Source organism: Edaphobacter sp. (assembly GCF_035763405.1).
Classification (GTDB): domain Bacteria; phylum Acidobacteriota; class Terriglobia; order Terriglobales; family Acidobacteriaceae; genus Edaphobacter.
On sequence record NZ_DASUBE010000064.1, the window covers coordinates 1 to 22557 of the forward strand.

Annotated in this window: 19 protein-coding genes; 9 read left to right on the forward strand and 10 right to left on the reverse strand. The window is 61.6% G+C overall.

Going from position 1 to position 22557, the window contains the following annotated elements; all coding sequences use genetic code 11:
- A partial coding sequence (locus VFU66_RS06225) for a hypothetical protein (protein WP_326445376.1) occupies positions 1–554 on the reverse strand: 554 nt, incomplete at its 3' end.
- A 364-nt stretch (positions 555–918) separates the two neighbouring features.
- On the opposite strand from VFU66_RS06225, the gene trmFO reads away from it, so the two are divergent.
- On the forward strand, positions 919–2427 hold the full coding sequence (gene trmFO, locus VFU66_RS06230) for a methylenetetrahydrofolate--tRNA-(uracil(54)-C(5))-methyltransferase (FADH(2)-oxidizing) TrmFO (protein ID WP_326445377.1): 1509 nt from the start codon (positions 919–921) through the stop codon (positions 2425–2427).
- Here trmFO and egtD read toward each other — a convergent pair.
- The 7 genes from egtD to VFU66_RS06265 all read right to left on the reverse strand — a co-directional run bounded on the left by egtD (position 2424) and on the right by VFU66_RS06265 (position 9403).
- Positions 2424–3446, reverse strand: coding sequence for an L-histidine N(alpha)-methyltransferase (egtD, locus tag VFU66_RS06235; protein WP_326445378.1), 1023 nt, complete (start codon positions 3444–3446; stop codon positions 2424–2426). The two genes, trmFO and egtD, sit on opposite strands and share 4 nt — an antisense overlap.
- Before the next feature lie 190 nt (positions 3447–3636).
- Positions 3637–4200, reverse strand: a complete 564-nt coding sequence (locus VFU66_RS06240; RefSeq protein ID WP_326445379.1) for a hypothetical protein — start codon at positions 4198–4200, stop codon at positions 3637–3639.
- A gap of 261 nt (positions 4201–4461) precedes the next feature.
- A complete protein-coding gene (gene egtB / locus VFU66_RS06245; protein WP_326445380.1) occupies positions 4462–5838 on the reverse strand; it encodes an ergothioneine biosynthesis protein EgtB in 1377 nt (458 codons plus the stop codon).
- Between the two features lie 104 nt (positions 5839–5942).
- Complete coding sequence (locus VFU66_RS06250) at positions 5943–6422, reverse strand: DUF1440 domain-containing protein (RefSeq protein ID WP_326445381.1); 480 nt, start codon at positions 6420–6422, stop codon at positions 5943–5945.
- Positions 6423–6478: 56 nt separating this feature from the next.
- Complete coding sequence (gene mctP, locus VFU66_RS06255) at positions 6479–7984, reverse strand: monocarboxylate uptake permease MctP (protein WP_326445382.1); 1506 nt, start codon at positions 7982–7984, stop codon at positions 6479–6481.
- A gap of 54 nt (positions 7985–8038) precedes the next feature.
- Complete coding sequence (locus tag VFU66_RS06260) at positions 8039–8590, reverse strand: hypothetical protein (protein ID WP_326445383.1); 552 nt, start codon at positions 8588–8590, stop codon at positions 8039–8041.
- Positions 8591–8620: 30 nt separating this feature from the next.
- The gene (locus VFU66_RS06265; RefSeq protein WP_326445384.1) at positions 8621–9403 is read right to left on the reverse strand and encodes an enoyl-CoA hydratase/isomerase family protein; all 783 of its coding nucleotides are present in this window, start codon (positions 9401–9403) and stop codon (positions 8621–8623) included.
- Positions 9404–9452: 49 nt separating this feature from the next.
- On the opposite strand from VFU66_RS06265, the gene ribH reads away from it, so the two are divergent.
- Genes ribH through polA form a run of 3 tightly spaced genes read left to right on the forward strand, consistent with a single transcriptional unit; the run spans position 9453 to position 13669 of the window.
- The gene (ribH, locus tag VFU66_RS06270; protein WP_326445385.1) at positions 9453–10346 is read left to right on the forward strand and encodes a 6,7-dimethyl-8-ribityllumazine synthase; all 894 of its coding nucleotides are present in this window, start codon (positions 9453–9455) and stop codon (positions 10344–10346) included.
- Positions 10346–10768: a transcription antitermination factor NusB gene (gene nusB / locus VFU66_RS06275; RefSeq protein WP_326445386.1), complete on the forward strand. Its 423-nt coding sequence runs from the start codon at positions 10346–10348 to the stop codon at positions 10766–10768. Before ribH ends, nusB begins: the two co-directional genes overlap by 1 nt.
- 48 nt (positions 10769–10816) lie before the next feature.
- The gene (gene polA / locus VFU66_RS06280) at positions 10817–13669 is read left to right on the forward strand and encodes a DNA polymerase I (protein WP_326445387.1); all 2853 of its coding nucleotides are present in this window, start codon (positions 10817–10819) and stop codon (positions 13667–13669) included.
- A 21-nt stretch (positions 13670–13690) separates the two neighbouring features.
- Here the strand turns inward: polA and VFU66_RS06285 are convergent, their stop codons facing one another.
- Entirely contained in the window at positions 13691–14839 is a 1149-nt protein-coding gene (locus VFU66_RS06285; RefSeq protein ID WP_326445388.1) for an acyltransferase family protein, read from the reverse strand.
- Between the two features lie 230 nt (positions 14840–15069).
- Between VFU66_RS06285 and VFU66_RS06290 the strand changes: the two genes are divergently transcribed.
- From VFU66_RS06290 to queA, 5 genes are all read left to right on the forward strand, one after another.
- Positions 15070–15795 (forward strand): tetratricopeptide repeat protein, encoded by a 726-nt coding sequence (locus VFU66_RS06290; RefSeq protein WP_326445389.1) that lies wholly within the window; start codon positions 15070–15072, stop codon positions 15793–15795.
- Positions 15796–15947: 152 nt separating this feature from the next.
- Positions 15948–16886 carry an ABC transporter ATP-binding protein gene (locus VFU66_RS06295; protein WP_326445390.1) on the forward strand — a complete coding sequence of 313 codons (939 nt, stop codon included), beginning with the start codon at positions 15948–15950 and terminating at the stop codon, positions 16884–16886.
- Entirely contained in the window at positions 16879–18117 is a 1239-nt protein-coding gene (locus VFU66_RS06300) for an ABC transporter permease (protein ID WP_326445391.1), read from the forward strand. The genes VFU66_RS06295 and VFU66_RS06300 overlap by 8 nt, the downstream gene beginning before the upstream one ends.
- Positions 18118–18141: 24 nt before the next feature.
- Positions 18142–18771 carry a lysophospholipid acyltransferase family protein gene (locus tag VFU66_RS06305; RefSeq protein WP_326445392.1) on the forward strand — a complete coding sequence of 210 codons (630 nt, stop codon included), beginning with the start codon at positions 18142–18144 and terminating at the stop codon, positions 18769–18771.
- A 36-nt stretch (positions 18772–18807) separates the two neighbouring features.
- Entirely contained in the window at positions 18808–19911 is a 1104-nt protein-coding gene (gene queA / locus VFU66_RS06310) for a tRNA preQ1(34) S-adenosylmethionine ribosyltransferase-isomerase QueA (RefSeq protein WP_326445393.1), read from the forward strand.
- A gap of 6 nt (positions 19912–19917) precedes the next feature.
- Here queA and VFU66_RS06315 read toward each other — a convergent pair whose 3' ends face one another.
- Positions 19918–22362, reverse strand: coding sequence for a hypothetical protein (locus tag VFU66_RS06315; RefSeq protein ID WP_326445394.1), 2445 nt, complete (start codon positions 22360–22362; stop codon positions 19918–19920).
- Positions 22363–22557: the final 195 nt, after the last annotated feature.

Consider the following 22557-nt stretch of genomic DNA (forward strand, 5'->3'; position numbering starts at 1 on the left):
AGGCCGGTCGCATTCGCAAGACCGGCGGCATAGAGAATCGGCCCTCCGCCTACGTCGCCATTGCTCCAAATCTCGCCGACGTAACCGCCTGGGCCGCCGATGTTGAACGCGACGCCAAAAATATCGAACTGGCCTCCGGAAAACGGATAAGTCACCTCGGGCAGATGGGTGATGGGGTTAAGGTCGAAACAGACCAGAGGAGAGTTTCCCGCCGGGTAGAACAGATCGTCGTAGGACAAACCGCCAGTGGTGAACGCGATACCGGGGGTAGCCAGCGTGTTGTACACATACGACACCGGCGTGTACAACCCTGTAATCGCCCCAGAAACACCGACATTCGTATCCGAGAAGGTCCCGGTGATGCCGGTGATCTCAGACGCGCCAGGGTTTCCGGCGACAGCAGCATTCGACGTCGAAATGATGCCGGAGGCGCTGACGCCGCTGCCGTTGAAAGAAAAACTGAACTGATCGGCCCGCGCCGCCGGCGCAGCCACCAAGGCAGCCGCCGCCATCAGCGAGAGCAGTCGGCAGGCAGTAAGACGAATAAACTTCATGGTCATGAAATCCTCCAGGGTAGAAATCCAGTTCAGAGGAGTGCAATTAGTCCTCCAAAGACGGCCCCTCAAATCCCCTTTGATTTCTGCAATTTACTCGACAGTCCCCCGGCAACCCTGAAGTAACTTGCAGACTTGTGGGGTAAAAACCTGTCTGCGATCACGCTTGACACTCCCGATATAATGAACATAGGGGGCAAGACTGCAATCCCACCTCACAGACGCGGCTAAGCCGTGTAAAGAGAATACTTTGCAAACTTTATCCCAATAAAATCAGGACTTTACCCGGTTGCATGGGGGAGGTCCGGACCTAAGTCCTTTGTTCGAAGGACTTTGCACAAAAATAGGGGGAGGGGGAGGGCAGGTGTCCAAGCGTCAGCAGAAGCGAATCCGAGTCATCGGCGGAGGCCTCGCCGGCCCCGAAGCCGCTCTCCAGGCAGCAAAATTTGGCTGCCCTGTTGACCTCTACGAGATGCGCCCCACCCGCTCCACCGAGGCCCACCAGACCGCCGACTTCGCCGAGCTCGTCTGCTCCAACTCCCTCAAGTCCGAGTCCGAAAACACCGCCCCCTGGCTCCTCAAGCAGGAGATGCGCCTCGCAGGCAGCGTCCTCCTCACCGAGGCCGACGCCTCCGCCGTCCCCGCCGGTCACGCGCTAGCCGTCGATCGAGTCGAGTTCTCCCGCCGAGTCGCCGCCCGCATCGCAGCCGAGCCCCACATCACCGTCCACCGCGAAGAGGTCACGACGCTGGACGAGAGTGACACCGAAACCATCACCATCCTCGCCACCGGCCCGCTCACCAGCCCCGCGCTCGCCGCCGAGCTCCAGCGCCTCACCGGCTCCACGCACCTCGCCTTCTACGACTCCATCAGCCCCATCGTCGATGCCTCCACCATCGACATGGACAAGGTCTACCTCGCCGCCCGCTGGGACAAAGGCACCGCCGACTACATCAACTGCCCCTTTACCAAAGAAGAGTACGAAGCCTTCCTCGAAGCCCTCACCGCTGCCGAAACCGTCCCCGCCAAAGAGTGGGAGCAAATCCCCTCTTCACAAAATCGTCATCCTGAGCACAGCGGCGAAGCTGCTCCTGCTAAAACTTCACAAAGGAGCGGCGAAACGGCTCCTGCTAAAACTTCGCAAAATTGTCATCCTGAGCGGAGCGGCGAAGCTGCGCAGTCGAAGGACCTGCGGTTAAGTGGCGCCACCGAACCACTCCAATACTTTGAAGGCTGCCTCCCCATCGAAGAGACCGCCCGCCGCGGCCCCGACACGCTCCGCTTCGGCCCCATGAAGCCCGCCGGACTCACCAACCCGAAGACAGGCAGGTGGCCCTACGCTGTCGTCCAGCTTCGCCAGGAGAACCTCCGTGCCGACAGCTACAACCTCGTCGGCTTCCAGAACCACCTCAAGTTCGGCGAGCAGCAGCGCGTCCTCCGTATGATCCCCGGCCTCGAAAACGCAACCTTCCTGCGCTACGGACAGATTCACCGCAACACCTACATCAACGCCCCCGCGCTGCTCACCGAAACCCTCCAGCTTCGCCGGCACCCGAACATCCTCATCGCAGGACAACTCAGCGGCGTCGAAGGCTACACCGAATCCATCGCCTCAGGAATGCTCGCCGGCCGCTATGCCGCAGCCATCGCACAGGGCCAGCAACCCACCCCAGCCCCCCGCGCCAGCGCCAACGGCAGCCTGACTCACTACATCACTCACGCCGAGAGCAAAAAATTCCAGCCCGCCAACATTACCTTCGACCTGCTCCTTCCGCTCGAAGAAGAACTGCGCAAAAAGATCCGCGATAAAAAAGAGCGCCATCGCATCCAGTGCGAACGCGCCCTCGAAGCGTGGAAGGCATGGCTGGGCTAGACAGCCGTGGCGAGCGTGACAGAAAACAGATTGCCTGAATCGTTCCACGTGCGGCTTGCCCTGAAGCCAGCATCACCAAGCAGCGACTCGACAGAAGATCGAGTGAACTTGTAGCTGTTCTCCGTATGAATCGTCTCGCCCGGAGCGAAACGCAGCGTCAGCGCCCTGCCCGCGCCACTGGCGGGAAGATGAACCCGCTGAGCGCAGGTCGATTCAAGGTGCATCTCAATGCGCGACTCCTCTGCATTCCAGATGGCCTTGTGAAGAAACGCCTCAGAATTGAAATCAGCACCAAGCTCGCGGTTCAGCCGTTCGAGAACATTGCGATTGAACTCAGCCGTCACGCCCGCAGCGTCGTTATACGCGGCCAGCAGCGTAGGAACATCCTTCACCAGGTCCGTGCCGAGCAGGAGCTGATCGTCCGGCAGAAGCTGCGCCCGCAGATTGCGCAGCACGCCGCGCGCCTCAGCCGGTGTGAAGTTGCCAATGCTCGAGCCAATGTAGAGAGCCAGCGTGCGCGTGTTCGGAAGCCGGTTCTCCGGCAGCGGCTCGCGTGTGTAGTCGGCCACCTGACATCTGACCGCGACGCCCGGAAGATTGCTGAGAATGTTCCGCCGTGCCCGCTCCAGTGCCGTCACCGAGACATCGACCGGCTGGTAAACGACCGTGCCCTGCAACTGCACGGCTGCCGACAGCAGGATGCCCGTCTTAGTCGCCGTGCCCGCACCCAGCTCGATGAGCGTCAGCGTCTGGCGCGGACGACCCGCGGCCGCCTGCACAATCTCATCCGCGTGCGCCGTGAAGATGCTGCGTTCCGCACGAGTCAGATAGTACTCAGGCAGGGTCGTAATCTGCTCGAAGAGATGCGAACCTGCCTTGTCGTAAAAGAGCCATGAGGCAAGCCTCTTCGGAGTTGATGTAAGACCTGCGCGGGCCTCGGAGGCCACAGCCTCAGCGGAATCGGCAGCGAGCAGCGGTTCAGTCGCGGGAGGATCAAAGACGGCAGAGAAAGGCGGCACGTGATAAGTTCCCTTCGTTGTTGCCTGGCTGGTTGCGCGCGGCCCTGACCGCTTGTGACATTGGATGCTGCTTATTGTGCTGAAGTTACAACGCATTGCAACCTGCTGACAGCACGGTGGCAGCAGGCGCGCAACAAAAAGCCGCCTGATCTTCAGGCGGCCTCTGGTCTCATTTCTTGCTCGTGAGGAGTTAGCGGTGGGCAGCGATGGCCGTTCCCACCAGGTCGATGGCGTCGGAGATCATGCGCGTTGTGGGGTTGTAGGCGACCACGTATCCACCGTAGTAGCCGTAGTTGCAGCCCGGCGGCGGTGGAGGCATTCCGACGTAATAGGCAGGCGGAACCGCCTGGATGACATACGTGCGCGGGATGTAGTACCCAGCGTAGAAGTGTGGACGTCCGTGCGGATAACGGCGCCAGTGATCCACGTCACGGTAGTAGTAGTGCTCGAAGTGATCGCGATCGCCGCCGTGGAAGTGAAAGTCCTCGCCATGCTTCTCACGCCCGTAGGCATGTCCCCGTCCATGGTCGTAGTGGTCATGTCCGTGGTTGCCTTGCCAGTCGTCATCATGCCCGTGGCCATGATCGCCATGGTTGCCATGATCGTAGTGGCCGTTTCCATTGTCGCCGTGATCGTCGTGGCCGTGGCCGTTCCCATGACCCTGGGCCTGTGCGGCAGTCAGGCCGACTGTCACTGCCAAAACCGGCACAAGCGCCCATCGGGCAAAGTTGACTGCCATTGAACTGATTCTCATCTGAACTCCTTCTTGGAAAGTGTCTGGTATGGGAAGACGTGCTGGTGCATCAGCGCTCCCCGTGGCCTATGCCATGCTGGTATTGTCATTTGCGGACGGTCTGGGCCGTCTCTCGGTCGCACCCAAGGCAGGATTCAGAGGCCTGCTGAGCATTGGATGCTGGATCCAGCCCAAAGCCTGCCTCAAACGCAGTATACGTTTTGGCGGAGAGAGGCGGCTACCTCGAAAGATGTAGAAGATAAGTTGTTGCAGGTAAGCCGTTTACAAGGAAGACACCGCATTTTGAGCCAGCCGCAGCCCGGAGAACTGCCAGCGCGTGGCCGGCGTGAAGAAGTTCCGGTAGGTGGGGCGGATGTGAGTGGCGGGCGTAACGCAGGAGCCTCCGCGCAGAACCATCTGCGAAGACATGAACTTGCCGTTGTACTCGCCGAGCGCGCCGGGCAGCGGTTTATATCCGGGATAGCCGGTATAGGGGCTCGCGGTCCATTCCCATGCATCGCCGTAGGCCTGTTGCAGGCCGGGAATGGGGATGGCAACCGTGGGATGAAGGTTTCCGGTCTCGAGCAGGTTGTGCCGGGCACCGCGAGGGGTTGGTGGTGCCCCGGACGAAATACGGGGGCTCTTCGCTGCGCTCAGAATGGCGGTTGAGTCGGATGCGGCGTGTTCCCATTCGAACTCGGTGGGAAGACGGTGGCCGGCCCAGCGGGCGTAGGCATCGGCCTCGAAGAAGCTGAGGTGGCAGACGGGCGTCTCGCTGAGGTCTTCGAGTGGCACAAAGCCGTGCAGCGTGAAGATGCGCCAGCCGGATTGGGTGGAGTTGTCGCGTTGCCAGTAGAGCGGGGCCTGCCAGCCTTCGGCGCGCATCGCCGTCCAGCCCTCCGAGAGCCAGAGTTCGGGACGGCCGTAGCCGTTCTGGTCGATGAAGGCGAGGTACTCGGCGCAGGTGACGAGGCGCGTCGCCAGGCGGAAGGGTTCGAGATAGACGCGGTGCTGAGGGGTCTCGTTGTCGAAGGCAAAGGCCTCGGCCGAGGTGTCGGCAGGGTCAGGCGTGATGCCGATCTCGACGAGGCCGCCGGCGAAGTCGATCCATTCGAGCGGCGGCGCGATGGTCTCGCTCTTCGGCTGTGCAGGCGCGAGGTAGGTCGGGTGCAGCGGGTTGGTAAAGAAGGCGTGCTTGATGTCGGTGGCGATGAGTTCCTGGTGTTGCTGCTCATGCGAGAGGCCCAGCACGATGCGGCGGGCAGCCTCGTCTTCCGGGGCGTGGGCGAGCAGACCGGTCATCGCGGCATCGACGTGAGCGCGGTAGGCGAAGATGGCGTCGAGCGGCGGGCGCGAGAACGAGGCGCGCAGCTTCTTCTCAGGCATCTCGCCAAGCGCGTTGTAGTAGCTGTTGAAGAGCCAGTGGAAGTCGGGATGGAAGGGACGGTAGCCGGCGGCGAACTCGCGGAGCACGAACGTCTCGAAGAACCAGCTCGTATGCGCGAGATGCCATTTGACGGGGCTGGCCTCGGCACAGGACTGCACCATCATGTCTTCTGCCGAGAGCGGTTTACACAGATCGAGGCTTGTCTGGCGCACAGCCTTGTATTGGGCAAGAAGCTGGCCGGCGGCGGAAGTGGAGGCGGACTTTACGGGCATGGTTTTCTCGGGAGTGCAATCCGGTCGCTGCTTGTCAGTTCGCTACGGTCTTTAGACGCCCGTATGGGAAGGGAAGTTGCTGGAAGTTGCGGCTCACGGCTCAGCTAGGCCAGAAGACGTCGGACAACGCGGCGGACGCTTTCGGTGACGACGCCAAAGATGACGTGCGTGGTCATCTCGCGGGCGCGCATGCGAGTGGTCTTTGGCGCGGGCGCGGGAGCAAGGCCGAGCGCAGGGAGCGCGCCGTCCTGCTTGAGCGAAGCGAGGGTGACGCCGAAGCCTGCGCCGTCTTTTGCCGTGGCCGCAGGATAGAACTCGGCGACCGCTCCGTAGGCTGCTCCGGCCAGCGCATCGACGCCCCAGTGATATTTTTTCGCCGGAGGCTCAGGCGCAAGGGCGAGGTCTTCGCCGGTGAGCGTCTTGGCTGGGAGAGCGTGCGGGTCCGGCTCGTCGTGAAGGGGCGGGTAGAATTTTTCGGCCACCGACTTGGCGGCGGTGGCGACGAGGCCGCCAATCAGTCCGGCGAGAACCCCTTTGGCCAGCGACTTTGCGTAGGTCTGCTTGCGGACGATGCTCTTGCTCATGGTGTGTATAGTACGACGCTCCCCGTTAGGATGCGCAGCGGTGAGTTTGGGCTGTGTCAGCCTACGTAGGCGGAGGCGTCGGTGGTGTCGGTGCCGGGGTTGATGTTGGCGGCGCGGAAGACGACGGTCAGAACGGCAGAGAGCACGAGGTTCAGCAGGAGCGCCGGAACTGCAGCATACATGCTGAAGACGTGTCCCGCGATGTGCAGCGGATAGACAGAGCTTTTGAGGCCGAGTGACAGGGCCATCCCGGTGCCGCTGGCCATGCCCAGCGCCCATCCCCAGAAGAGCGCCCAGGGGTGGAACCAGCGCGTGAAGGCTCCGAGCACGATCGAGGGGAACATCTGGCAGATCCAGATGCCGCCAAGCAACTGCATCTCGATGGCGTAAGTTGGGGGCAGGCCGAGGACGAAGACGAGCGCACCGAATTTGACGCACAGCGAAACGAGTTTGGCTGTGCGCGATTCCTGATGCGGCAGCATGTTGCGGCGGAACTCGCCGTAGAGATTGCGGGTGAAGAGGTTTGAGGCCGCGATGGACATGATGGCCGCCGGCACCAGCGCTCCGATGGCGATCGCGGCGAGACAGAAGCCGGAGAACCACTCGGGGAACATCTTCATAAACAGCAGCGGTACGGCGAGGCTGGTGTCTTTGGTCACGACGCCCGCTGTCAGTGCAAGATACCCAAGGAGCGCGACCAGTCCGAGCATGAAGCTGTAGGCAGGCAGCATGGCCGCGTTGCGCCTGACGGTGTTGGCGCTCTTTGCGCTGAGCACCGCCGTGGCCGTGTGGGGATAGAGCATCAGGGCGATGGCCGAGCCGATGGCCAGCGTCGAGTAGCCGAGGAACTGGCCGGGCCGCAGGGAGATCGAGGCGGCGGGAATGTGCGCGGCGAGCGCGTGGTCGGCTGCTGCGAAGACGTGTGCGTAGCCGCCGAGTTTGATGGGAATGAAGATCACCGCAGCCAGCACCATGATGTAGAGCATGATGTCCTTGACGATGGCGATGACGGCAGGCGCGCGCAGGCCGCTCGAATACGTGTATGCGGCAAGGATGATGAAGGCGGCGGCCAGCGGCCACTCCCCGCGAATGCCCATCGCTTCGATGACCACCTGAATGCCGACCAGTTGCAGGGCGATGTAAGGCATCAGTGCCATGACGCCGGTAAGCGCGATGGCGAGCGTGAGCCAGCGGTTGCCGTAGCGTCCGCCGACGAAGTCCGCGAAGGTGACATAGCCGTGGCGATGGCAGATGGTCCACAGGCGCGGCAGCACCAGCATCATGTACGGATAGGTGATGACGGCATAGGGAACGGCGAAGAAACCCATCGCTCCGCCGCCGTAAAGCAAGGCAGGCACGGCGATGACGGTGTAGGCGGTGTAGAGATCGCCGCCGATGAGAAACCACGTAATCCACGTGCCGAAGGTGCGTCCGGCCAGGCCCCACTCTTCAAGCGAGGCCATGCTTTTGGGCCGACGCCAGCGCGCAGCCCAGAAGCCTGCCCACGTGACCAGCAGGAAGAAGACGCAGAAGATGATGAGGGCCGTTGTGTGGAGGTGCAATCGCTCACCCGGAATAAAAATCGAATACGGTGAGGAGAATCTTAGCGTATTCGGCTAGCTGCGTCCGCTGTCAGCCCAGTCGTAGACGACGATGCCGAGGTCGCTCAGGGTCTTGTCGACGTTCTCGATGTTGCGGCGCACCTGGGGGCGGTCGCTGGCGGGGACGTTGTGCGCCTCTTCAACTGCGATGACGCGGCCATACGGCCACGAACCTTCGGGGATGGCATTCAGCGCCGTCGCCAGGTCGCTGACGCGGACATTCAGGTCCTGACGACGCGCTCCTGCGGGTCGCAACATTCCGCCCAGGCCCATCGTGCTGGTGTTGGCATCGGCCAGCATCACGTGGAGCGTGACCATCTCGCCCTGCACGGTGACGTAGGGGTTCTGCCACGCCGACAGGCTTTTGACCGCCATGTAGAGCGACTTTGATGGTGGAGGAATCTGCTCCAGATGCTGACGCGCAACGTCGGCAACCTGCTGCTGCTCGGCTGCAAGCGCGCGCGCCTGCTCCGCGGTAGGCGGGGCGGAGTGCTGGCAACCGGCGAGGATTACCGTGAACGCAAGGGTAGAGGCGAGGGCGAGTGTTCTACGCACAATGATCAGCATATCAAGGGTACTGCCTGGGGTAGAAGGCTGTCAGCGGCCGGTCCAGACTGCGGTGCGTTTTTCGAGGAAAGCGGCGGTCCCCTCGGCCTTATCGGCGGTGCCGCAGAGGCGGCCGAAGATTCTGGCTTCGAGGTCGATAGCGGCTTCGAGCCCTAATTCGCCTCCCTGTTCGACAGCCTCCAGACAGCCTGAAATGGCCAGCGGAGCCATGCCGGCGATAGTGCGGGCCAGTTCTAAGCCACGGGTCATCAGCTTATCGGGCGCGACGACTTCGTCAGCCAGGCCGATGCGGAGAGCTTCGGATGCGTTGACCATCTCTCCGGTGAGCAGCATTTTGAGCGCGGCGGAGCGGCCAACCAGCCGGGGCAGGCGCTGCGAGCCTCCATAGCCGGGGACGAGGCCGAGTTTGACCTCGGGCTGGCCGAAGCGGGCTGTTTCGCTGGCCAGCCGCAAGGTGCAGGCCAGCGCAAGCTCGCAGCCTCCGCCGAGCGCGAATCCGTTGACCAGCGCGATGACCGGCTTGCCGCAGGTCTCGATAAGGCGAAAGACACTCTGCCCGCGTCGCGCCTTGGCTTCGCCGGTGACGGCATCGGTCGCGCGAAGCTCGTTGATGTCAGCGCCTGCGGCGAACGCTTTTTCGCCCGCTCCGGTCAACAGGATGACGCGGACAGAGGCATCCGACTTTAGCGCAAGGAAGACCTGCTCTAGCTCGTCGAAGACCTGCGTATTCAGTGCGTGGAGCACTTTGGGGCGGTTCAGTGTGACGGTGGCGATGTGGTCCGTGATCTCGCACAGCAGGGTTTCGTAGCTCATTGGGTGGCCTCCGCGTTGGTTTCGAACTCAGACGATACAATCGAATTCTATGGTTAAGGGAATCACGCTGGTGAGCGGTGTCGGCTCATCGGAGACGTTCGACAAACTCACGGGCCTGCTCGCCAGCCTCGGCTTCGAGCCAGGCAAGGGTTGGAGCGACGCCAACGGGCCGGGTCGCGGTGCCGCTTTTCTGGCTCCGCTGGGCAACCTGGAGCTGGTGACGGGGCGGTTGCCTGCGGTGCCACCTATCTTGATTGAGGTCACAAATCTGGACGGCATTCACGCAGCGGTCGAGCGGTGGATGTTGGCCAGCTATCGGACGGAAGAGATTGCGGCGCTGCTCTCCGCGCCGGAGCTGACGCACTGGAAGTCGCGCCTGTTTACCGTGAAGCTGGCGACGGGCGATACCGGCGATCTGGTTGTCGGCTTCTGGCAGTCCGAAGACCCGCTGCACAACAAGCCTGCCACGATTGAGGGCGACCTGGTGGCTACCGGGATGCGCTTCGCCATTGTGGTGGCTCGCTGGAATGCAGTGATTACCGACCGTCTGCTGCAAGGCGCGCTCGACGGGCTCTACCGCAGCGGCGCAGCGAAGCAGGATGTGGAAATTGTCCGCGTGCCCGGAGCGTGGGAGATTCCTTCGGCCGCGCGCACGCTGGCGGAGTCGAAGAAGTTCGGTGCGATCATTACGCTCGGGTGCCTCCTGCGCGGTGAGACAGCGCACTACGAGGCCATCTACAACGAGGTGGCGCGCGGCATCGGGCAGTCGCAGCAGGAGACGGGTGTGCCCCATGCATTCGGCGTGTTGACGTGCGAGACGCTGGAACAGGCGCTGGACCGCGCTGGTGTGAAGGCGGGCAACAAGGGATTCGAGGCTGCGATTGCCGCCATTGAGATGGTGTCGATCCAGCAGAAGCTCAAAGCAGACGGGGGAAAACACTGATGGGGACCCGTCGCAAATCGCGCGAGCTGACGATGCAGATGCTCTACCAGGGCGACCTGGGCAAGCAGACGCCGGACGAGGTGCGTAAGCTCTTCTGGGCCTCGACCACCGATGTGGACGCGGAGACGCGCGGCTTTGCCGAAGACCTGTACCGCGTAGCGACGACGCGGAAGTCGGAGATCGACGAACTGATTGAAGCGCACGCGCAGAACTGGCGGCTGGAGAGGATGCCGGTCGTGGATCGCAGCGTCATTCGCGGCGCTGTGGCGGAGATGTTGGGCTTCCCGAACACACCGGCGGCGATCGTCATCAACGAGAGCCTCGAAGTTGCCCGCCGTTATGCCGCGCCCGAGTCGATCCACTTCCTGAACGGCGTGCTGGACGCAATCGCGCGCGACCTGATGAAGAAGCGTCTCGCATAAGTTTCAGTGTTCGCGGCAGCCGGGTGCATCTAAACTGCTGAGACAGCCATGTCACAGACAACCAAGCCTGCCGGGAACGCCTCCGCCGAAAAGCCGCCCATCTATCTGCTCGATTCGATGGCCTTCATCTTCCGCGCGTATCACGCGATGCAGCGGCAGCGGCCCATGTCTACGCGCACGGGCATACCCACGGCGGCGACGTATGTCTTCGTCAACATGATTAACAAGCTGCGCAAGGACTTCCAACCGCACTATCTGGCTGCGGTCTACGATCTTTCCGGACCAGTCTTCCGCGACGAGCGCGCCAAAGAGATGAAGGCGGTCAAAAAGTTCAACGTCAAGACGCAGCAGTTCGAGATGGTGGATTACGCGGGCTACAAGGCCAATCGCGCCGAAATGCCCGCCGACCTGGCGCGGCAGTTGCCCTTTATCCGGCGCGCACTCGAGGCATTTCGCATCCCTATCCTCAGCTATGAGGGCTTCGAGGCCGACGACGTGATCGGCACGCTCTCGCACAAGCTTTCCGCGCTGGGGCACAAGGTCTTCGTCGTCTCATCTGACAAGGACATGATGCAGCTTGTCACGAAAGACGTGGTCATCCTCAATCCGACGAAGGACAATCTTATCCTCGATCCCGCAGGCGTGGAGCAGACGCTGGGCGTGCCGCCGGAGCGCGTCATCGACGTGATGGCGCTGCGCGGCGATGCGGTGGACAACATTCCCGGCGCGCCCGGCATTGGCGACAAGGGTTCGGTCGAGCTGATCCAGCAGTTCGGTACGGTCGAGGCGGCGCTCGACCGCGCTGCTGAGGTGAAGCGCAAGACCTATCGCGAGTCGCTCGAAAATAACCGGGACAACATCCTTCTCTCAAAAGAACTGGTGACGATTCACACCGAGGTGCCCATCGAGGTTTCGGTCGACGAGATGCGAACGCAGTCGCCCGACAGCGCCGCCTGCCGCGAGCTTTTCTCCGAGCTTGAGTTCACCACGCTGCTCAAGGAGCTTGCACCAGCAGTCGAAAGCGCGCCTGCGAAGTACAACCTGAAGCCGACGGCGGAGGAGATTGCCGCGCTGCTGGCTGAAGCCCGCAGGAGGAGGGAGCAGGGACCAGGGATAGGGGATCAGAAAGGCGAGCAGCTTAACGGGCTCTCGCTTGCCGTTCTCGAAGACGCCCGCGCTCTTGCCGAAGAGACTGCCATTGAGCCGAGCGATGAATCGAATGAGCCTGAACCGCCTCCTGCGGAGAACCTCTCGCTCTTCGGCGGTGCTGCTCCTGCCGCGGCGGCGAGCGTTGTGCCTCCTGACGCAGTGCTCAGGCTGGGCCTTGCTTCCGGTGCGAGTGCCGCAATGGAGGTCACGCTCGACGCTCCGGGCGTGCGGGAAGCACTGCTCGATCCCGCTCTTCCAAAGGATGTTCACGATCTCAAGGCGATTCATCGCACGCTGCTGCCGCACGGCGTCACGCTGGCGGGCGTGCGCGACGACGTGATGCTGCTCAGCTATCTCGTCAATCCGACTCATGCCTCGCACACGTTGGCCGATGTCGCGGCACGGTTTACCGACCGCGCGCTGAAGCCGCCGGTGAAGGGTGAGGTCTCCAGAGACAGGCTGGCCGAAGCTGCCGATGCAGTCCGTCGCGTGGCGCCGGTGTTGCGCCGGGAGATTGATGCCGCCAACCTCCGCAGTGTTTACGAGACGATTGATCTGCCGTTGGTCCCGGTGCTGCTGCGGATGGAGCAAGCGGGCGTGCGCATTGATGCGGGCGTACTGGAGGCCATGTCGAACCGGCTGGCCGTCGAGATTGACGATCTGGCGGAGCGCATCTACAGTGAGTCCGGCCATCGCTTCAATATCAATTCGCCCAAACAGCTAGGCGATGTGCTCTTCAACAAGATGCTGCTGCCCAAGCCAACGAAGTACGGCAAGGGCAAAGTCGTTTCCACCGCGCAGGACGTGCTCGAAGAGTTGGCGGAGGCCCACGCTGTTCCGGCGCTGGCGCTGGAGTATCGGCAACTGGCGAAACTCAAGTCTACGTACCTGGACTCACTGCCGCAGCTTGCCGATGCCGAGGGTCGCGTGCACACCACGTTCAATCAGGTCGGCACCGCGACAGGTCGGCTCTCTTCGACGAATCCCAATCTGCAAAACATCCCCGTTCGCACCGCGGTGGGCCGTGAGATTCGTGCAGCCTTCATTGCTGCTCCGGGCAATCTGCTGATGTCGGCTGACTACTCGCAGATCGAGCTGCGCCTGATCGCTCACTTCTCGCAAGACCCACTGCTGCTGAACGCCTACCGCACCGGACAGGACATTCACACGCTCACCGCGGCTGAGGTGTTCGGCGTGGACGCGGCCACTATGGACAAGGAGACGCGCAATCGCGCCAAGGCCGTGAACTTCGGCATCGTCTACGGCATCAGCCCGTTCGGGCTGGCTGCGCAGCTCGGCATCGACCAGAAGACGGCGCGCGAATATATCGAGAGATACTTCGAGCGTTATGCAGGCGTGCGCAGATTTATCGACGAGACACTCGATGCCGTGCGGCGCGACCAGTCCGTGCGCACGTCCTTCGGTCGCGTCCGGCCCATCCCGGACATCGAATCGCGCAACCCCAACATGCGCGGCTTTGCCGAGCGCACGGCGGTGAACACGCCGCTGCAAGGCACAGCAGCAGACCTGATCAAGCTCGCCATGCTCAGGATCGACCACATCATGCGCGAGCGAAAGCTCCGCTCGCGCATGACGCTTCAGGTACACGACGAACTCCTGTTCGACGTTGTGCCGGACGAAGTAGAGGAGATGGAAACGCTGGTCAAACACGAAATGGAGCACGTAGCCGAGTTCTCTGTTCCCATCGTCGCCGAAGTGGGAGTGGGCAAGAACTGGCGCGACATCAAGTAGCCCGGGCGAACATTGGTCGCCTCAAACGCCGGCCGTTTGCGTGCCTGCCGCATCGCGCGTCCCAATCAACGTAAACCGCTCCTTGAGGCGCAGGAAAGGGCGCTCGAAGTATCGATACGAAAGGTGCGCCACCAGCACCGTCGCGGCCAGCACAACCGTTGTGCCCACGCTTGCGCGCAGACTCTGCGGTATGCGAGCGAGCCACGCGCCGCCTTTCTCGAACACGAGATACAGCACGAGCGAGTGATAGACGTATAGCCCATACGAGATGCGTCCCAGGTAGGCGAGCCATCGCGGCACATAGCTGCCCGGTACGCCCAGCGTGCTTACAAAGAACAGCGCCGCGCCCAGCAGCATCAGGGCCCATCCTGCCAGCGACGCGCCCACGCCCGCCTGCGGCTCCCAACTCCTGACACCCAATCGCAGACAAGCGAACCAGCAGGCGAAGCCAAGCGCAAATCCCAGCAGCCGCACAGGCGCAGGCAATCTGGGCAGACGGCCGCGCAGCCCCAGTGCCAGCAGCGTTCCGGCACAGAAAAACTGGAAGTGGACGAAGCTGTCGGTCCATTCGCCGTTGTCGCCCGCCACAGGATGCAGCGCATAGTGAGCGATGGCGAGATACGCAACGGCCAGCAGAATGTAGCTCAAAATCCGGATGCCTCTGCGTCCGGCGAACGCAATCACCAGCGGGATGCAGATGTAAAACTGCTCCTCGACCGAGATACTCCACAGCGGGTCTACCGGCCCGGCGATCCATCCGTGCCGCAGGATGTACCAGTTGCCGGAAAAGAAGGAGAAGGCCAGCCATGACGAGTGCGTCGACGGTCCAACACCCGGCAGGAAATGGTTGAGCGCGGCTAGCCCGAAGAACGCAGCAAAATAAAGTGGCCAGATGCGCAGAATACGGCGGGCATAAAAAGCCTTCACATGCACTTTCCCGGTGGCCTCGCGTTCGCGCATCAGCAGTTCAGTAATCAGAAACGCGCTCAGCAGAAAGAAGACCGGCACGCCAAACGCGCCCGCCGTGCTGAACCGAAACAGCCACGGGTCGCGCGCCGCGTCGAGCGGCACGTAGTCCATGCGGTGAAACGAGAACACGCACAGAAAGGCGAAGAATCTGAGCGCATCAAGTTCCGGGCGGTAATAGCGGTTCAGAGCGATACCTTTCAAACCCCTTGGATGGAAGACAGGTTACACGTTGGGGCGGGCCTGCTTCCGTTGCACTCATTTCTAAAGTACTTGGTGGAGGCATTTCAGACCTGCGAGCCAGGGTGGGGAAGAGGAGCGAATCCGCAAAAGGCCGCCGTCCTGATAGACTTAAAGCTCTGCGTTGAGCACACGCGCACACAGTTCTCTCAAAGCGGCCAGCCCGCGGCGAGCCCGAAGGAAGAACCAACTCAGTGGACCAACAGACCAAAGCAGCTCTCAAGCGCGACCAATTTATCGATACCACCCAGCAGGGCCTCGACTGGGCCACCGAGCACCGTCACGGCGTCATCGTCGGCAGCATCGTAGTCCTCGTGGCCCTGGTGATTGCGATTGTCTCCGGAGTCATCTACAGCAATCGCTCCAGCACAGCCGCGGACCTCTTCGGTCAGGCCATGCATGAGTACCAGACCCCGCTGGCGGATCCCAGCCAGCCTGTGCCTCCCGGCACCAAGACCTACGCTACGGAGGCAGATCGTGCCAAAGCCGCCAACCAGCTCTTCATGCAGGTGGCGGACAAGTACGGCATGACTACGGAAGGCAAGTTGGCACGCTACTTCGGCGGCCTCACCTACATGGAAGCAGGCGACAACAGCCAGGCCGAGAGCAACCTGAAGCAGGTGGCTGATAGCTGGAACCACAACCTTGCCGCGCTGGCCAAATTTGCCCTGGCGGATCTGTATCGCCGCACGGGCAGTACTCAACAGGCCATCGATCTTTATAAGGACCTTACCGCAAAGCCCGCCTCTACGGTGCCCGCCGGTCTGGCGCAGCTTCAACTTGCCGAACTTTACACTGCGGTAGGCAAGACGGACGAGGCAAAACGGGTCTATGCAGAGTTGAAGGACAAGGACGCCAAAGGTCCAGCCGGCATGATCGCCGCGCAGAAGCTGAACCCGGCCGCAGCGGCAGTCCGCTAGTCACTCGCAGCTCATTCGATCGTCAGTTCTGCCCGCACCGCCGAGACAGTGCGGGCAGAAGTGTTTTGGCGCGGCCGAGCGGGCGTGTGTCGCCCAGGCCGGCTGATAAACGAACAGTCTCAAGCCCCCTGCTAAACTTGGGTAAGACCCCCATGCCCATCGTCGAACTCGAACATGTCCGTAAAGCCTACGACACAAAGATTGCCGTAGAAGACCTCAGTTTCCGCATCGAGCCCGGGAGTATGTTCGGCCTGCTCGGCCCCAATGGCTCCGGCAAGACCTCGACCATCCGCATGATGATCGGCATCACCGTACCTGACTCGGGCAGTATCAGTCTCTTCGGCGAGCCCTTCACGCGCAAGAACCTGCATCGCGTCGGCTATCTGCCCGAAGAACGCGGGCTCTACAAGAAGATGAATGCCATCGACCAGCTCGTTTTCCTGGGCCAGCTTCACGGGCTCGATGCGGCCACCGCCAGCCGCCGCGCCCATGCCTGGTGCGAGCGCGTGGACATCACGGCTGCCATCCAGAAGAAGACCGAAGAGCTCTCCAAGGGCATGCAGCAGAAGATCCAGTTCATCGCCGCGCTGTTGCACGAGCCTGAACTGATCATCATGGACGAGCCCTTCAGCGGCCTCGATCCCGTCAACGCCACCGTCCTTCAGGACATCCTCGTAGAGCTTCGGCAGGCTGGCCGCACGATCCTCTTCTCCACCCATCGCATGGACCAGGTGGAAAAGCTCTGCGACAACATCTGCCTGATCCACAATAGCCATCTCGTTCTGTCCGGTTCCATGCGCGAGGTCAAGGCGCACTACCCGCGCAATCGCGTCGATATGGTCTTTGAGGGCGATACCGGCTTTCTCCAGCATCCCTCGATTGAGGATGCAAAACTCTACAGCGGACGCGCCGAGATCAAACTCCGCTCCGAGGACGGCATCGCGCCGGACGCGCAGCCGCTGCTTGCCGAAGCCCTTCGGCGCGGCGTGCGCATCACTCGCTTCGAGGTCAAAGAGCCCACCCTCGAAGAGATCTTCATCGAGAAAGTCACCGAGTCGGCCAATAACGGGGGAGGCAAGGTCTATGCATAACATCTGGCTCATCGCCAAGCGCGAGTACCTGGAGCGTGTTCGCACCAAGTCCTTCATCCTCACCACCATTCTCATCCCGCTGCTCATGGGCGGAGGCATCGTCGTCGCCGTTCTCACGCAGGGCAAGCCCGACACGAACTCTCGCATCGCCGTCGTCTCCGCTGACCAGCAACTCGCTCTCGACCTCCAGACAGAGATCGAGAGCAACAAAGACCACCACTACACCGTCGATGTTATTTCGCCGCCGGATGCCAGCACGCGAACAACGCTTGACGGCGAGCTGGCCAACAAGCAGCTCGATGCCTATCTCTGGATCGTGCCCGCCGCCACGCCCGGCGCGCGTCCCACCTTCTCCTACACGCCGCGCTCCGACCGAGCCTATGGCACAAGAGAGGACATCAAGGCAGCCCTCCGCAGCGTGCTCATCCGCGAGCGCCTCTCGCACCAGGGCATGGTCGCCTCTGACGTCACCTCGCTTATGCAGCCCGTCCAGCTCGACACCACGCAGGCAGGCAAGAACGACAGCAGCACCGCCGCCTACGTCACCGTCATCATCCTCTTTTTCCTTATGTACTTCGTCATCATGCTCTACGGCATGAATGTCGCCCGCTCCATCATCGAAGAGAAAACGTCTCGTGTCTTCGAGGTCCTTCTGGCCACGATTACCTCCGATGAGATCATGGCCGGCAAGATGCTCGGCGTCGGCGCCGTCGGTCTCACCCAGGTCTTCATCTGGCTCGGCACGGCACTCCTGCTGACAGGTGTTGCAGCGGTGCAGGCAATGGCAGGAGGCCAGCTCCACCTCTCGCTTAACGCCTCGGAGATCATCTTCTTCTTTGTCTTCTTCATCCTCGGATTTCTTCTCTACGCCAGCATCGCCGCCGCGCTCGGTGCCATGACCAACTCCGAGCAGGAGTTGCAGCAGTTGAACATGGTGTTGGTCCTGCCGCTAGCTGCCTGCTTCTTCGCCATGGGAGTTGTCGTTTCGAATCCCAACTCGGCGGTCTCCGTCATCCTGTCGCTCATCCCGTTTATGACGCCGCTCATCATGTATCTGCGCATCTCCATCGTGGCGGTGCCCGTCTGGCAGATCGGTCTTTCCATCGCGCTGATGCTGGCCTCCATCTACGCCGTTCTCTGGGTTGCCAGCCGTATCTACCGTGTCGGCATCCTCATGTATGGCAAGAAGCCGAATCTGCCCGAGATCCTGCGCTGGCTCAAGTACAGTTAGGACGCGGCAGGTAAACTCATCAACGTGCCCAAACCCTTCACCCTGAAGCAGCGCCTCGTGCTCGCGATTGTTCCGCGACTGGCGAGCTTGGTCATCCGCTGCCTGGGCATGACGCTTCGCTACCGTGATGTCTGCTCCCCCGGCCCATTTCCCGGCTACGACACGCCTCCACCGGGGGTCTTCGCCTTCTGGCACCGCTGCCTGCTGGCGAGCGCATGGCGCTTCCGCAATCGCGGCGTGGCCGTGCTCATCAGCCAGAGCTTTGACGGCGAGTTGATTGCCCGCACGGTAGAGCGCCTCGGTTTTGTGGCTGTGCGAGGCTCCAGTTCGCGCGACGGAAGCGTCGGGCTGCGCAATCTCCAGCGCGCCTACTCTGACGGCCATTTCTGCGCCATTACTGCTGATGGCCCTCGCGGCCCCGCACAGGTTGCCAAGCCCGGCGTCGCGCAACTTGCACGGCTGGTTAAGAGCGAAATCATCGCCTTCCACGCACACCCGGAGCGCGCCTGGCAGCTCCGCTCCTGGGATCGATTCCTCATCCCCAAGCCCTTTTCGCGCGTGACCATCGGCTGGATTACCAACGTCGCCGCCGAAGAGCCCGCAGTGCAGTCCGCGCTCGACCACGCCGTCCAACTGGCTCAGAACGACCGGTAATGCACCCGTCAAGGAGCGCACCCTAAAATAAAATCAGTGCGCGTCAAAGACTTCCATTACGACCTTCCTGAAGAACTCATCGCCCAAACCCCTCCGGCAGTCCGCGGCACGAGCCGAATGCTCGTCTTCGACCGTGCCACCGGCAGTTACCGCGACGACCACTTCCGCAATCTGCCTGATATTTTGAAGGCGGGCGATCTGCTCATCCTCAACGACAGCCGCGTCATTCCAGCGCGCCTCTACGCCACGCGCGCACGTGGCCGCCACACGCAACAGAACTCGCCTGACCCGAGCGGGCGCATCGAAGTCCTGCTCACGCAGCACATCGGAGCAGGAGACTGGTCGGCCCTCGTCCGGCCCAGTCGCAAGGTCCAGCCGGGCGAGCGGCTGCTCTTTCAACGAGCGAACGGAACCGCAGCCGATGCGCCGTTGCTCGAAGCAGAGGTCCTGAGCAGCGATGATTTTGGCGAGCGGACCCTCCGTTTCGAGCACGTGGAAGACTTTCAGGCCATCCTTGAAACGATCGGCCACATGCCGTTGCCGCCCTACATCCACCGAGAGGACAGCATCGAAGACCGCGAGCGCTACCAGACCGTGTTTTCACACGAGCCCGGCAGCGCCGCCGCGCCTACAGCCGGTCTCCACTTCACGCCGGAGATTCTTGCGCAACTCAGGCAAAGCGGCATTCAGACCGAGACCATCACCCTGCACGTAGGCCTCGGCACCTTCCAGCCTGTGCGAGCAAAACAGGTTGAAGACATCCATCTCCATACGGAGCAGTTCACCCTGCCTGTCGCTACCGCCGAAGCCATCAACACAGCGATGAAAGAGGGCCGTCGCATCATCGCCGCCGGAACCACCACCACTCGCACGCTTGAGCATTGTGCACAACAGGCAGCAGGGAAGCCGCTTCAGCCGCATTCAGGCGAGACCGGCATCTTCATCAGTCCGGGCTACGAGTTCAAAGTCGTCAGCGGTCTGCTGACGAACTTCCATCTGCCCGAATCCACCCTGCTGATGCTGGTCAGCGCCTTTGCCGGAGGCGAACGGGGCAGAGAAGCGGTACTCGCTGCCTACGCTCACGCTGTCCGGCAAAAATACCGCTTCTTCTCCTACGGAGACTGTATGCTCCTGCTCTGAGTGCGATTACGAGAGCGTTTTCCGCGGTCTCTGCACAATCAGGTCAGGCGTTGCTACGCCGCCATTCACTCCCGGCAGCTTCGGCAGGATTGCCTTGGTGGGATCGTCCGTCAGCGTCGTCCGGTTGATCAGATGGACTGCGTTGTCACCCGATGTGCCGGCGAAGAAAGTAGAGTTGTCCGCGCTGAACACGCCTGCAACCGGAGCCACGGGCGTACCTCCGGAGGTCGTCGCCAGAGGCAGGCTGCTCAGCGTGCCTGCACCGCCCGCCGAGGTCTTATACATCGGCAACACGCCGCCTGTGCCCGTATAGGTCACGAAGGCGAGCGATGAGTCGGACGTCGCATCCAGACCGGTGATCGCCGTCGCGGTGATGCCCGTCAACGGTACGTTTGCCAGCACTGGGGTCTGGGTGAAGGTGAGCGCATTGTTGCCTGGGCATGATCCCACAGGCAGCCCAGGCCCGGTCGCGGAGCTAAGCAGCATATCGCTGAATGTGCCGACTCCCCCGGCAGCCTTCGCTCCCAGAATATGCAGCCCATCATTGGTGGCCATCAGCCGGTCGGTTGCCGGTCCAGTGACTGCTGCGTCCGGATAGTACACATTGCTGGTGGTCGTCTGGCCATTGACAGTGGTCGCCGTCGTGACAGCGCAGTAACCCTTGGCCGAAGTCACAGTGCCCGAGAAGAACGCGCCTACGCTTGGAACGCCCACGGTCACATCCGGGGTAGCCTGAGCCGAGTTCGTCAGATACCAGCCAATATCGTTCGCATGAATCAGCAACTGGTTGTTCGGCGTCACATTGCCGGATCCATCCACGTCGCCCATGGTGATGTAGACCGTTGAGTTGTCCGGCGTAAACTCTGCATGCGTTCCGACGCCGCCGAAGGTGGATTCCACCCCGCCGGTGGACTTATACAGATAGATCAGCTTTCGCACCGGGTCCGTGATGACCAGGGTGCTGCTGTCCGGGGAGACCGCCAGCACTTTGCCCGACACAGACGGGTCCTGCGAAGTCAGCCCGTTGGTGATCGCGCTGAAGGTCATAATTTCCTTGTCGCTGCCCATATAAATCGAAGCGCCATCATCGCTGATGACCATCGAGTTCGGCACATAGGGCAGCCGGACCGGGGCTCCAACCGTGTTCATGGTGAAGTCCACCGGCACGATATATTGCGACTGCGTACTTCCAATAAACAGCACCGTGCTGCTGGTGCCCGGGGCCGTGATCTCGATCGGGTTGGACGTAATCGGCTTCCCGTTGCCGAACAGACCAATCTGGTTCACCGGCGCAGGATTGCAGTTGGGAGGCTGGCAGACTGCAGTAATCGCAGCCGCGCCCGGCAGCAGAGGCGTCACCGCTCCGGTCGACGCAGGAATCGTCGTAGGCGTTGTCGAAACGAACTGTAAATTCAGACCCGTCAGTTGCACATTGTGGGTGTCCAGCACCTTGGCGGTAATCGGCTGCGTCGTGTTCAGGTCGACCGTCGCGCTCGGGCCGTTTGATGGAGGTACGCTCAACACAATCGACGCCGGCGGGCAGGTTGAAAAGAACCCAGCCGAACTTCCCGCGTTCGACACGTTTGCCGTAATCGTCGTTGAGCCGGGCTGGAGCGCCGTTGCAATGCCGTCCTGGTCAATTCCCACTACAGCTCCGGTTTGCGCCGTGTAGGTCAAATGTCCTACCCGGCAACTGATGTTGTTCGCAGGGTTGGTTGTGTCTGTCCCCGCAAAGACGCGCGCTGCAATCTGCCCGGTCACGCCCTGCGAGATGCATCCCGCCGTCACATCCAGCGGCAGGGAGGCTGTGCTTACCGGAGCCGTGCAGCAGCCGTTCGCGGGATTGATCGTGCAAACCGTCGGACTGTTGATGAAGGCAGCGGGGCTACAATTCGTCGCTGGATCGTGAATACAATCTGTCGAGGGCACCCCCAGAACTACGCTCGTCACCACCGGATGCACGTAGATGGGGAGTGGATTGCTGCTGACTGAGTCGGCGTTCGCTACGACGTAGACCGTTCCACTCAGGTTGTTCGGGGTGCAGGTGGTGTAGTCGGGAATTCCGCCGCCGGTGTTCCGGTTCCATACTCCGGCGCACAGTCTGCCTGCGTTCGTGCCCGAAGGAACGATGTCCGCGATGGTCTGGCTGCCGTTTGCATCCACCGGCTTGCCGTTCGCGTCTGTTATTCCGTAAGTGAACGACGAGGGAGACGTGGGAGAATTTTTACAATCCGTCGCCGAGGGATGGCTCACAGAACCCATCTCTCCATAGTTAAGCGAAATTCCGATGTTCTGGGGCGACAACAGAATCTTCGACGTCTGGCCCACAATCGTGCCAAAGCCCAAACCGTTGCAGTACGTGACGCTGGTTTTCTTCGCGCAGCCCGAGATCGAGACGCCAAAAGAGACTGTGAAAAACAGCAGGAACACTAAAGTGACAAAACGACGCATCGAACCTCCCCGTCCAACCAGTACTCAAGCTGAACGGTCTTCACCGCAAACGCTGAACTACCGAACAACCAGTGTAAAAGCTGCACACACAGTAAGCAAATAAGGGACAAGAAAACTGGGACTATGAAATAGACGACGGGGACCAGCCCGCGGGAGCAAAGAGACGATTCGGATTCATCATCGCCTTTACGAGAG